At 47.4% G+C, this 12,967-nt stretch carries 9 protein-coding genes; 4 read left to right on the top strand and 5 right to left on the bottom strand.

Annotated features, from left to right (window positions below; all coding sequences use genetic code 11):
• Positions 1-81: 81 nt before the first annotated feature.
• Together H6F63_RS05005 and H6F63_RS05000 are read right to left on the bottom strand one after the other, a co-directional pair.
• Positions 82-342: a hypothetical protein gene (locus H6F63_RS05005; RefSeq protein WP_199297688.1), complete on the bottom strand. Its 261-nt coding sequence runs from the start codon at positions 340-342 to the stop codon at positions 82-84.
• 155 nt (positions 343-497) lie between these two features.
• Positions 498-1,397 carry an alpha/beta fold hydrolase gene (locus H6F63_RS05000; RefSeq protein WP_190635385.1) on the bottom strand — a complete coding sequence of 300 codons (900 nt, stop codon included), beginning with the start codon at positions 1,395-1,397 and terminating at the stop codon, positions 498-500.
• 130 nt (positions 1,398-1,527) lie between these two features.
• Between H6F63_RS05000 and H6F63_RS29875 the strand changes: the two genes are divergently transcribed.
• On the top strand, positions 1,528-3,564 hold the full coding sequence (locus H6F63_RS29875; protein ID WP_190635383.1) for an S-layer homology domain-containing protein: 2,037 nt from the start codon (positions 1,528-1,530) through the stop codon (positions 3,562-3,564).
• A gap of 129 nt (positions 3,565-3,693) precedes the next feature.
• On the opposite strand, the gene H6F63_RS04990 is transcribed toward H6F63_RS29875, so the two are convergent.
• The 3 genes from H6F63_RS04990 to petB form a co-directional block, all read right to left on the bottom strand.
• Entirely contained in the window at positions 3,694-4,887 is a 1,194-nt protein-coding gene (locus tag H6F63_RS04990) for a glycosyltransferase family 4 protein (protein ID WP_190635604.1), read from the bottom strand.
• Between the two features lie 269 nt (positions 4,888-5,156).
• Positions 5,157-5,639: a cytochrome b6-f complex subunit IV gene (gene petD / locus H6F63_RS04985; protein ID WP_190420580.1), complete on the bottom strand. Its 483-nt coding sequence runs from the start codon at positions 5,637-5,639 to the stop codon at positions 5,157-5,159.
• 98 nt (positions 5,640-5,737) lie between these two features.
• Positions 5,738-6,406 carry a cytochrome b6 gene (gene petB, locus H6F63_RS04980; RefSeq protein ID WP_190420582.1) on the bottom strand — a complete coding sequence of 223 codons (669 nt, stop codon included), beginning with the start codon at positions 6,404-6,406 and terminating at the stop codon, positions 5,738-5,740.
• Between the two features lie 184 nt (positions 6,407-6,590).
• Between petB and ctpA the strand changes: the two genes are divergently transcribed.
• The 3 genes from ctpA (at position 6,591) to H6F63_RS04965 (ending at position 12,948) form a co-directional block, all read left to right on the top strand.
• Positions 6,591-7,826, top strand: coding sequence for a carboxyl-terminal processing protease CtpA (gene ctpA, locus H6F63_RS04975; RefSeq protein WP_190635381.1), 1,236 nt, complete (start codon positions 6,591-6,593; stop codon positions 7,824-7,826).
• Between the two features lie 396 nt (positions 7,827-8,222).
• Positions 8,223-11,117, top strand: a complete 2,895-nt coding sequence (locus tag H6F63_RS30885; RefSeq protein ID WP_190635380.1) for an ATP-binding protein — start codon at positions 8,223-8,225, stop codon at positions 11,115-11,117.
• 325 nt (positions 11,118-11,442) lie between these two features.
• On the top strand, positions 11,443-12,948 hold the full coding sequence (locus H6F63_RS04965) for a site-2 protease family protein (protein WP_190635378.1): 1,506 nt from the start codon (positions 11,443-11,445) through the stop codon (positions 12,946-12,948).
• Positions 12,949-12,967: the final 19 nt, after the last annotated feature.

The raw sequence follows: 12,967 nt of genomic DNA, 5'->3' as shown, positions 1-12,967 counted from the left end.
CAGTGGTGCTTTCGTTTCTTAAACTCGCATCGGGTCTTTCTTATACCATTTCATTTTATGTCTGCAACAGCTCCGTTTATATTAAGCATCGTCAACAAGTTGCTCAATACCCACAATTTCCGTATCGCCTATAATATTTGGCTTTGTGTGAAATGTGAAGCGGCGCTTATCTCCTTGTTGGTTCCACACCTCTTGCAACGCTGCATTAGGGTAAGTCCCACTATTTAGTTGTGCCAGTAACAAAGGCCATGTCACCTGAATTTTGCTGGCATCACCAGCGTAGAGCTTTAGATGACCAATGTGCGCGATCGCATATATCCCAGAAGCCATAGTTCGGGGCATAAATAAATTGCTCAGAATCTCAGAATTACCTTGCTCTTTCTTAGCTGTTTTCAAAAGAATTGACTAAGACTGATATAGCAATCCTAAATGATTCGTGAACCCCTGTAGGGACACGGCAGTGCCGTGTCCCTACAGGGCGAATATTCGTTCACAAGTTAAATAGGATTGCTATACTTCGCCAACCAATCCAAAATCAACTCATTCACAATATCTGGTCGTTCATCATGGGGACAGTGACCAGCCTTGGGAATGCCCACGACCTGAACTGGTTGACCAGTTTCACCTAGTTTTCTGTAGATTTCAGCAGCTTTAATCGGTGTCCAAGGGTCATTTTCTCCCCAGAGTACCAACAAGGGGTGTTGTACTTTTGGCAACAACTCTGATGGACTAGGCCCAGGGGGTGCAGTCAGAATTGAAGCAAAAACCTGCTGTGCGCCACTGTCACAAGACGGATCGTAAAGCATATCCACCAGTTCATCTGTAATCGCTTCCGGGTCTTTGTAAACCTGGCGGAGAGTGCGACGGAGGCGGTCTTTCTGGCGGATGCGGTTAAACAAAAATGGCCCAACAATTTTGGAACTAACCAGCTTAGTAAAAGTTCCCATCACCAACCGCAAAGGTAAATTTAGCTCATCTGGACGATGATTTAGACCACCAGCACAGTTAATCAAAATCCCACCAGCAGACATCTCTGGATGATTTGCCACCATCATCAGCGCCAGTAGTCCGCCGATAGAGTTACCCACAAATACAGTTGGCTCCTGAATGTGCGTTGTCCAGAAATCCTGTATCAGTGATTCCCACAACTCCACGGTATAATCTAACGCTGGCTTATCAGAACCCCCGAATCCCAGCAAATCCAGCGCAAACACCCGATAGCCTCCAGCGGCTAACACTGGTATATTTTTCCGCCAGTGTCCAATAGAGGCTCCAAAGCCATGAATCAGTACCAAGGGACGACCAGTTCCCATCACTGTGTACTGAATTTTGTAGCCTTGCCAAGCCCAGTTGAGTTTTTCAAACGTGCTTGTTGTTGTTATCTGTTGGGTAGTCACAAGAATTATTAAAATTTATAAACTCTTTTTCTATCCTAGTGTTTTATGACTTAAAAAAAGAGAAATCAGGGAACATTCTAACCGCATTCACAGTCACTCTAACGGTTTATACAGGTGTGAGAACAGCGTGATGAATCGAAGTTCCTTTGCTTTTTTAGGCAGCATGGTATTAGCTGCTACGAGTCTTAGTATTGCCACTACTGCAAGTGCCTTACCTTCTGAAATTACACAAGCTGGTAAGTCTGGAGAACAAATATTAGTGCAGCAGCCTGCTGTAAGTCCAGCAGAAGAAGAAGCTGTTGAGTTGCCGAAACCTGTTGCTGATGCCGTTTTAAAAGATATTGTCCAGCGGACGGGTGTGGAAAATTCTGCCCTCCGCGTCCTTCAGGTGGCAAAGCAAACTTGGTCAAATGGTTGTTTGGGTATCACTACCGCCGGTGTTGCTTGCACTGAGGCTACTGTTCCCGGCTGGGTGGTGCTGGTAGCCAACGCCCAAACAAAAGACCTTTGGATATATCGGGCTAATGAATCTGGTTCTTTGGTAAAGTGGGATGAAGCGGCTACCAAGACTCTGACTGCTCGGCTGAGAACTCAAACCACGACTGAGGAACGAACGACTACTGAGCAGCGCACTACAAGCACACAGCAGTCTACAGTTGCAGTCAGCGAGTCAGCAGGATTTAGCCTCACGGTTCTGCAACCAGCAGGCACTTTATCTGATGTGATTGCTCGCGTTTCGCTGAAGGAGAAACAAAGCAATAGCTATACTCAAGAAAAATATCTGGGTGACTTCAAGTATAAAATCAAACAAAAGGCTAAGTTTGTCCAAGGGGTAAAACCAGGCGATCGCGTCGTAGTTCGCTTGTACAATTTGCAAAACAGCCTGATTGGTTACAGCGAGTTTGAACTTCTCTCGGAAAACGCCGCGGTTAACTTAATTCTGCCGCCGAACCCTTCCCAAGTGCGCGTAGTGCGGACAGTATACGGGATTGATGCTAACGCCGATGGCAATATTGACAGCGGCACCACTGTTTACAACTACTACACTCAAATTAATAGCCAGGAGCGCGTTACTTTCCTCAGTAGCGTTGAGAAGCTTAACCTCAGCTCTTTCCAGCTAAGCGGAGTAACCGCCTCTGCTGCAACCAACGTTTATCCCACTTCCTTTACCAGTGGTGAATATGCACTCGCCAGCCAGACGATGAGCGCTTACAGCTCAAGCTTAGCGGCGGTTTTGACATCTATACCTGGTAAGCTGGTGCAAGTGGTGGACGTAGGTGCTGGTAACACGATCTACCAAGTCAGCCAACTGCTTTCCAAATATCAACAGGTGGCGGCGGCGGCTCAAACTGTTCAGACGAGTTTTGCGGATGTGCCGCAGGGACATTGGGCAAAAGGTTTTATTGCCGAGTTGGCATCCTTGGAGATTATCGAAGGCTTCCCCGATGGTCGTTTCCGTCCAGATCAACCCGTGACTCGCGCCCAGTTTGCGGCGATGATTCGGAAGGCGTTTGAGAAGACTAAAGTCAGGAATGCGATCGCTTTCAGAGATGTTTCCTCAAACTATTGGGCATATACTGCCATCCGAGAAGCTTATGAAATGGGCTTTTTGAGCGCTTCTGGCAACCAGTTCAACCCCACGCAAAATCTTTCTCGTCTTGACATCTTAGTAGCCTTGGCAAAGGGAATGAATTACTCTTCTGCCACCACCACTACCGAAACCCTGCTGCAAGTTTACAGCGATGCCTCTACTATTCCTAGTAGCGATCGCAGTTTGATCGCCGCAGCTACTGAACGGGGTCTGGTAGTGAACTATCCCGACATCAAGTTACTCAAACCCAATGAAGTAGCAACTCGTGCAGATGTCTCTGCTTTCCTCTACCAAGCCTTAGTCAGCAGTGGCAAAGCTACCAACATCACCTCACCCTACGTGGTAGGAGAAGAAGCTAAACCACCTCAGCCGACTCAAGTCCGCGAGGTAGAACAAACCCCTGGTGACAACCGTCAGGTAGATGATCGCGATCGCACTAACCAGCGTCAAAATTGTAACCAAGGCGTAGGTAATGGCCCAGAGGGTTGCGACCCAGGCAACTCAAATCGGAACCAACCAAGTAACGATGAAGGAGCAGGAGCAGCACCTGGAAATCCAGGTCGTCAAGGCAAATAATATCAAGTTTGTCTAGCCGATAACAAAAGAACCCCGCGGGGAGCCGGATCTAGCAGGTAGGTTGGGGTGAGGTTCCTCAAACGCTACGCCCCTGTGCGCGGCTTGCCCGCGCACAGGGGTAAGCTCCCCCTACAATACTTTCCTCTGCGTTCTCTGCGCCTCTGCGGTTCCTTCAATCAACTGTTTTAACTGCACCGCAAGAGCTTCCTTACTAAACAAAGCAAGGCTTTGTTCTCGCAACCACTCACCATCACAGCGCCGATCTGCTCCCTGAAGAATTTCAATACAAGCAGCTGCAACGGCTTCCGGGTTGCGGTGAGGGACGCGCCAGCCGAAGCGTCCATCCTGTAGAGGGTCAGCGGAACCATCGTTGTCACCAGATAGAACCGGGATACCACACGCCATCGCCTCTAGGTAGACAATGCCGAAGCCTTCTTGGGAAGGCATGATATAAGCATCAGCAACGCGGTAATGGTTTACCAAGTCTTCTGTGGGGACAAACCCGGCAAATACAACTCGGTCAGCAACTCCTAAATCTTTGGCAAGCTGGGCGAGTCTGGGTTTATCATCGCCGCGACCAATAACCAGGTATTTTACCTCTGGGAATACTTGAGCGATCGCCGGAATTGCCCGAATTGTCACATCCACGCCTTTGTAGATATCGCCTGACCACAGCCGCGCCACAGTCATCAATACCTTGGCACCAGCAAGATTATACCTTTCGATCAATTTCTGCGGTTTCGTCCCTGGGGTAAAGTAATTTCCATCAACCGCACAGGGTAACATCTGCACTTTGTGGGGGTCGAGGTTATTCACAGCACAGGCGCGATCGCGGCTATAACGACTGATTGTCCATATCCCTGAAGCCTGCGCCAAAGCCGTGCGATCGCTTATGTCTAAAGGTTCCCAAAACTCTTTTCCATAAGTAAGCACCGTGTAGGGAATCCCTAGCGGCTGACACAAGAATCTAACCAGTGGTGCCAAATTAATGTGACCGCAAAAAACGTGCTGGGGGCGTTTTAGTAATAAATACTTTAAAAATGCACTTGCCAGTCGCAATCGCTCTAACTGACGAGTTTTACCTTTAAAATAATGAAATTTCAGGTTCTTACCCTCAAACGAATTTGGGCATCCAGAACCATCTCGCAGCAAAAATACCTCCCCCCTAGCTTCTCCCAACGAGAGATAGGACTTCAAAATGTCCTTGACATAAGATTGAATGCCACCTTCGCAATCAAAAACACTCAGAAAAATGAAAGCATGGTTGGCGGCTGGCTTAAGTTTCTCAGCAAAATCTGTATTTTCTCCCACTTCAGTATCCAAGGATGTTAGGAGTTCTATTTCTGTTGGGGTAGAGGCACTGTAATGGTTGGTCAATGCTTCATCAAGTCCTTAAAAACCATCTTTTGCAAAAGACCTTCAAAGCTGATTTCCGGTTCCCAGTTAAGTTTAAGTAGCGCTTCCTGTTAAGACTACCAGTAGGAAATATTTATCTACAATATATCGCGATTAACGCCTGTAAAAGTTTCCTAGCTGCACCTTAGAACTGCTGAAGAAACTCTCACAGGCGTTAAATCGCAAAAATGACCGTTTTAGAAAAGACCAAGGGTCAGAGATTTGTCAATTGGGAAAGTAGCACCAATACCAAGCCAGATGGTGACAACGGTTCCAAAGAGGAAAACCGTTGTAGCGACTGGACGACGGAAGGGGTTTTGGAACTTGTTGACGTTCTCAATAAAGGGAATCAAAGTCAACGCCAAAGGAATAGCGGTCATGCTGGCTATACCCAACAGTTTGCTGGGTAGAATTCGCAGGATTTGGAACACAGGCCATAAGTACCACTCTGGAAGAATTTCCAGGGGGGTAGCGAAGGGATTTGCTGGTTCGCCAACCATAGCGGGGTCTAGCACAGCTAACCCGGTACAAAGAGCGATTGTCCCCATAATCACCACGGGGAAGATGTAGAGTAGGTCGTTAGGCCAAGCAGGTTCACCATAGTAGTTGTGACCCATGCCTTTGGCAAGTTTTGCACGTAATTCTGGATCTGCCAGATTCGGCTTTTTTAGAGTTCCCATTTTTTGAAGTGTTCTCCTAATGAGTTGTTAACGGTTTGTTTGGAGATTTTTAGTGATTTTTAGCTAATGGCTATTAACCATTAGCCATTTTTCACTATTTACAAAGGACCCGAAATGCCCTGCTTACGAATCATCAAGAAGTGTAGCAGCATGAAGACTGCAATCAGCCAAGGCAACACAAAGGTGTGCAGGCTGTAGAAGCGAGTCAGAGTGGCTTGACCAACACTTTCACTACCGCGCATTAGCTCAACGATTTGATCGCCGACAATGGGGATAGCAGCTGGAACGCCGGAGACAATCTTAACCGCCCAGTAACCAATCTGATCCCAAGGCAGGGAGTAACCTGTAACACCAAAGGAAACGGTGATAACGGCGAGAATTACACCTGTCACCCAGGTCAGCTCACGGGGCTTTTTGAAACCACCAGTGAGGTACACCCGGAAGCTGTGCAGAATCATCATCAGCACCATCATGCTGGCAGACCAGCGGTGGATGGAGCGGATCAGCCAACCGAAGTTGACATCTGTCATCAAATACTGTACTGAGGAGAAAGCTTCGGTGACGGTTGGCTTGTAGTAAAACGTCATCGCGAATCCAGTGGCAAACTGGATCAAAAAGCAAGTTAAAGTAATCCCACCCAGGCAGTAGAAAATATTAACGTGGGGAGGTACATACTTGCTGGTGACGTCTTCGGCAAGCGCCTGTATCTCTAGGCGTTCCTCAAACCAGTTGTATGCTTTTGAATCAGTTACCTGCTTAGAAAACATGAAGCCAGAGTTCCTAAAAATTTATTCTTGTTTTTGACACGATTGAAGCCTATGAGACAGTGTGCCGCTCTTTGGGGGGGGCTTTCAGTTTCGATGAGGCTAGTTTAAAGGCAGCGCTTGCGGGTTGTCTAGGCGTAGCCTCTACAAAAAATGTAACATAGCCCGAAAGGGAGATTAGAGTGTTATGCACAATCGAGTTTTTCGGGTTCTATTTGTACTGATCATACAAACTATCGTTGCCTTTAGTTGGTTGAGTGCGCCTGCTTCGGCTTTGACGCAGGAACAGCAGATCCTGAACGAAGCATGGCGTATTGTCAATAACGCCTATGTGGATGATACTTTTAATCATCAAAATTGGTGGTTGGCGCGCCAAAAAGCTCTCAAGCAGCCGCTGTCGAATCGTGAAGAAACTTATACGGCAATTCAGAAAATGGTTGGGATTCTGGACGATCCGTTCACGCGGTTCCTGAAACCAGACCAATACAAAAGTTTACAAGTGAATACTTCGGGAGAGCTTCAGGGTGTGGGGCTGCAAATTGCCTTGGATTCTGAGACGAAGCAGTTGCAAGTGGTGGCACCGTTAGACGGTTCGCCAGCGCAAAAAGCCGGAATCAGATCGCGCGATCGCATTCTGGAAATTGATGGCGTGTCAAGCGCCGAACTGACTCTCGACGAAGCTGCTGCCCGGATGCGCGGCACAGCAGGCACCAGCGTTACCGTTTTGGTACAACACGAAGCAGAAACACCAAAAGAAATCAAGCTGGTACGCGATCGCATTGCCCTTAACCCAGTTTATGCGGCATTAGATTCTCGCAATTCCGGGATACCAGTAGGTTACATTCGCCTCTCCCAGTTTAGCGCCAACGCTCCAACTGAGCTGGCTAATGCTGTCGCCAAACTAGAAAAACAAGGCGCACAAGCCTACATTCTCGATCTCAGAAATAATCCCGGCGGACTGTTGCAAGCCGGGATTGAGATTGCCCGTTTCTGGTTAGATGAAGGCACAATTGTATATACAGTAAACCGACAAGGAATCTTGGGCAGTTTTGATGCCAATCAACCAGCACTAACTTGCGCTCCGCTGGTAGTTTTAGTTAATCAGGGAACAGCTAGTGCCAGCGAAATTTTGGCAGGGGCGCTACAAGACAATGGTCGCGCTCAACTGGTGGGGGATAAAACCTTTGGTAAAGGCTTAATTCAATCTTTGTTTGACCTTCCCGATGGCTCCGGACTGGCGGTGACAGTTGCCAAGTACGAAACGCCAAACCACCACGATATTCATAAATTGGGGATCACGCCAGACCGAATAGTGCCAAATGAGCCAATTACTATTGAACAGGTCGGTACACAGGCAGATAGCCAATACCAAGACGCATTGGAGGTGTTAACCGCTAAAACCGTAGTTGCTGGTGCTGCCTGATTTACAACTAAGATATGAAAACTGAGTAACTAACGGGATTTCTCGTAATCCCAAAAATTAGCTACAAAGTGACAAGATTTTACTCAGTTCTTAGTTCTTAATACTCTGTATTAAAAGACCAGCGTAAATTGGGAATAAGTCAAGAGGCTTGACGATAAATAGATTGTTGAAAAATCTAAACTTGAGAGGGTTAAGAACTGCGATGCGGCGACCTGTCGGTTACTGAATTTCTAATGCCCAATCACCAAAACTGGTGAGTGTTTTTACCGCCTTTCCCCAGCGCTCAGGCTCATGGTTTTTCTGCAAAATAATCCTAGATACTCTATCAGTCGGTTATCTGTTTTGTCTGTTGCTCATTCACTGCTAAAGTTTTTGGCTTCAGAGCAAAATTCTAGAGTGTTACTCATCAAACCTGGCGAGTCAGATTTCACTTTTGACGACCTTTGTCCGGATTTGGTATCAAATACTCCCCACGATTTGCCGGATTTGTCTCAACACAACTGTTATTTGACACTGGCGACCCAGAAGTCAGTAAGTAGGGTGGGGGAGAACGCTGCACTACGCTGCTGCTTCCCTTGCTCTGTCGAACTGGGGGAGATAATAACTGAAAATGCCCTTTCCCTGCCATCTGTGGCGATTTTGGGAATGGGCGATCGCTTCAACGTGCTATGTTCAGCCTACAAAGCAGCCGAAGACTCACCAGGGGGCGCTAACTGTTATGAGTTGTCCTTTGTGTTCGATCCAGCGATTGTTGCCAAAATTTGCACCCAAATCCAAAGCGGTCTGGTCTTAACACCAGAAACAAAGCCGATATTTGAGCAAGCGATCGCATCTTGGCATCCTCAACCCAATCTACCAGAAGCACAAAGCGAATTTACCTCAATGCTGGTAAGTGCGCTCTCTACCACACAATTACAGGGGGAGAGTTGGAGAAGGGGTTCCGGGGTTCAGGGGAGAGCCAGAATTCTCCAACCCCCAGTCCCCAATCCCCAATCCCCAATCCCCAATCCCCAATCCCCAATCCCCAATCCCCAATCAACAGCTTCGCAACAGCAGCAATGGTTACAGCAAGAAAAGTTACTGCACGAACTGCTGCGCCTTAGCTGGACAACTCAAGGAGTCCAGGCGATTTTGCAGGGTTCGGCAGCATTAATTCAGGAGCATTTAGGGGTCAGTCGGTGTTTAATGGGGTTCTATAGCCCCAAAGATGAGCGCGTCATCTGGGGTGCGATCGCTCACGCTCCATCTATCCCCGTTACTTCGCGGCAAAACCATTATCCCGACTGGGCGAAGGTTGAACAGTGTCTTTTACAACACCATCAATCTAATCCTTGGGCGATAGAGCGATCGCCTATGGACTCGTACCTTGAGCAAAACCTTAGCGCCAGAGCAGCCAAATCTGCCTTTCTAACATGGCTGCATACACACCCGAACCAGAATCTAGAGATGCAAAATCTTATGCCTCTAGGTGGCACGTCTGTAGTCGTTGGTTTGCTGGTGGTTGAGCAATGGGATGAACAGCGAGATTGGCAACCTTGGGAGCGGCAATTACTTCATCTGACACTCCATCTGATGCACAGAGCGCACGATCTGTCAAATCTTTATCAGCAAGCCGAGGAACGGATTACATATACAGCGCTGCTAAATCGACTGGTTGCCCAGATCCGTGCTTCTCTAGACGTGTCTCATATTTTTCAGACGGTAACGTTGGAATTGGGACATCTCCTGGTGGCAGATCGATGTTCAATTTTTCAATATGTAGAAGATCAGCAATGTTGGAAGCCGCTTGTGGAGTATCGCGCTCATTGTGATGTTCCCACAGCCATGAACCTGATAATTCCCGATCAAAATAACCCTTATTCCAGAGCGCTGCGGAATTTGCAGATGGTTCAGGTAAGCGATACGCGCACAGTAGATGACCCGATTAATCGCTCGTTGGCAGTAAAATATCCCGGAGCGTGGCTAATGGTGCCGATTCACCGCAGTGGCTCTATCTGGGGTTTCCTCAGCTTCTGTCAAGATAAGTATCCCCGCTACTGGCACGAGTCAGAGTTACGGTTTGTCACCACAGTTGCCGATCAGCTGGCGATCGCTATCTACCAAGCGACACTCTACCAAAAAATTCAAGAGCAAAACCAAACTTTAGAAGTTCAAGTGCAAGAGCGCACCGCCGAGCTTGAAAGTTTCTTTGACGCTCACCCAGATTACATTTTTGTGGTAGAGCGCCAAGGTATGCGTCTGCGCTTTTGCAACCATGCTTTTGCCAAAGCGATTGGCTTTGATAACCGTTACTCAGTTCAGGGACGGTCTATAATCGAATGCTTCCCGCCGCTAATTGCCAATTCTTTTGCCAAACAAAATCTGCGGGTATTTGAATCCGGAGAAACTCTACACGAGCAGGAAACGCTGATTTTCGCAGACGGAACTCACCACTTTGATACTTTCCGAGTGCCGCTAAAACACCCTAATGGTGAAGTTTATGCTTGCTTAGGAACTTCCCGCGACATTACCGAGCTACTTAAAACAAAGCAAGCATTAGCGGAACGCACTGAGCAGCTGCAAGATGCCTTAACCGCTGCTCATGCTGCTTCTCAGGCAAAAACCGAGTTTTTGGCAACGATGAGCCATGAATTGCGGACACCGCTTACGTCTGTGATTGGTATGTCTTCAGCTTTAATGCAGCCGTACTTTGGCGAACTGAACGTTAAACAGAAAGAATATCTCAACATTATTCATCGCAGCGGACAGCATCTGTTGCAGCTAATCAACGATATTCTCGATGTGTCTAAGATTGAAGCAGGTAAGGCATCTTTATCGCTAAGTCAATTTTCTCTGCTGGCGGTGGGTCATGAATGCTTGGCACTGTTGCAAGAAAAAGCTCAAGCTCAACAAGTGAGCTTGATGGAAGATTTTACTGGGTTGCCTCAAGGCGACGAGTTTTGTGGCGATGAACGGCGGGTGAAGCAAATTTTGCTGAATCTGCTCTCAAATGCAGTCAAGTTCACGCCGCCTGGGGGTGAGGTATGGCTGCGAATCGGGTATATCGACAACAAGGTGATGATTGAGGTATCCGATACAGGAATTGGCATTCCTCTAGATAAGCAGCATCTTTTGTTTGAGGCGTTTCAACAAATTGATAGTTCCCTAAATCGGCAGCACGAGGGTACTGGCTTGGGGTTGGCTTTGACTCGCCAGCTAGTGGAGATGCACGGCGGTACGATTGAGTTTAATTCTCAAGAGGGTGTCGGTACGGTGTTCACAGTTTATCTGCAAGCGCAAAATTTAGATTGAGGGATTGGGAATTGGGAATTGGGAGAGGAAAACCACGGACAACTGACATCTTCTAAAACAATCGTTCAGGATATTGCCTGGGTTTTCTACAATGGAATATAGGGTGTGGCACTCAATCTATCTGGATTGGGTGGAAAAGTCTAAATGGCATCAAGGACAGCGAGAGGTTATTTAATAGCCCCAGAGTGTTCTGCCAGAAGCTGTGAGGCGGGAAGGAAAGCGCTGTATTCTGGAGAATCTGGTTGTACTTTGCCAGTGATTAGAGCAGCTAACAAGCTTAAGCTGCTCTCGTTAATTCTCCTGTAGACCAATTCAGATTTATATCATGGAACTCTGGTTGCTCCTAATCTTACTGGGTCTATTTACTTACTTGATCGTCAAGCGTAGTGTTGCCACCATCACTCGAACGCCAGTCTGGCTATTGTGGCTGGTGATGATGACTCCTGCACTGATTTGGACTGGCTGGATTTTGGTCTACGGTGAAGACACCCGGATGCCTCCAGTGTTGGAAATTGCTCCGTTCGTCGTTTGCCCGTTATTGTACTGGGTGTTGATTCAGATGGGTCGCAGGGAGATAAACACACCTTCGACAAAAACGCAAGAGATGGCAGCAACAAACCAGAGTCAGAATCCAACTGAGGCAAAGGCTGTTGTGCCTCCCGTGCCGGTTAGTAGCTACCGTCCCATCGATAAAACAGAAGAAACTAATCTCCGAAATTGCTTTCCCTGGTCGATTTACTACCTCCAGAACATTGATTATCGACCGCAAGCGGTGATTTGTCGGGGTAAGTTGCGCTCTAACCCGGAGGTGGCTTACAAGACAATTAGGGAGAATATTGAGAATTTATTTAGCGATCGCTTCTTCGTTGTCTTTCAAGAAGGTTTAAACAAAGATCCGTTTTTTGCTCTAGTTCCCAATCCCCAAGCACACCCAGAGACGCAACAGAACATCGAACCCTTGAAGCGACCAGTTTTAGCTTTGGCGTTGCTGGTCGTTACCTTGCTTACCACGACTTTAGTTGGGGTGGAGATTGCAGGCGTTTCTAACTCACAATTGCAATCAAATCCAGGTTTGTTACTAGCAGGATGGCCCTATGCTGTAGCGTTAATAGGAATTTTGGGCATCCACGAAATAAGTCATTACCTGACAGCCCAATATTACAAAATTCGCACCACCCTGCCTTACTTTATTCCCATACCGTTTTTCCTAGGGACATTTGGGGCGTTTATTCAAAGGCGATCGCCTATACCCAACCGGAAAGCATTATTTGACGTGGGCATTGCCAGCGCCCTAGCTGGCTTTGTGGTAGCGTTACCGCTATTGTGGTGGGGATTAGCTCATTCTGCGGTAGTTCCCCTGTCCGACCAATCGAATATTTTAAACTTCACTTCCCTCAATCCCCGGTTTTCTCTGTTTTTAACTGTGCTGAGTAAATTGGCCCTGGGAACTGAATTCACGTCGAATATGGCAATCAAGCTGCATCCGGTAGCGGTGGCAGCTTACATTGGTTTTGTGTGGACGGCATTTAAGTTGATGCCTGTAGGACATCTGGATGGCGGTCACATTGTCCATGCTATGTTTGGGCAACGAACTGGCGCTACTATTGGTCAAGTTACCAGGCTGCTGATGCTGGGATTGTCTTTGGTTCAGACAGATTTGTTTATCTGGGCAATTTTCTTATTCTTGATACCTGTAGCTGATGAACCAGCGCTGAACGATGTCAGCGAACTCGACAACAAGCGAGATTTTGGGGGATTGCTGGCGTTAGCACTTCTAGTCAGCATTCTTTTGCCAGTGCCTGGGACTATTACTCAATGGTTAAATATTTAAAACGCGGCGAGTGCTGCCA

Source organism: Trichocoleus sp. FACHB-40, assembly GCF_014695915.1.
Lineage (GTDB): Bacteria > Cyanobacteriota > Cyanobacteriia > Cyanobacteriales > FACHB-T130 > Funiculus > Funiculus sociatus.
This window is presented reverse-complemented; position numbering and strand designations above follow the sequence as displayed.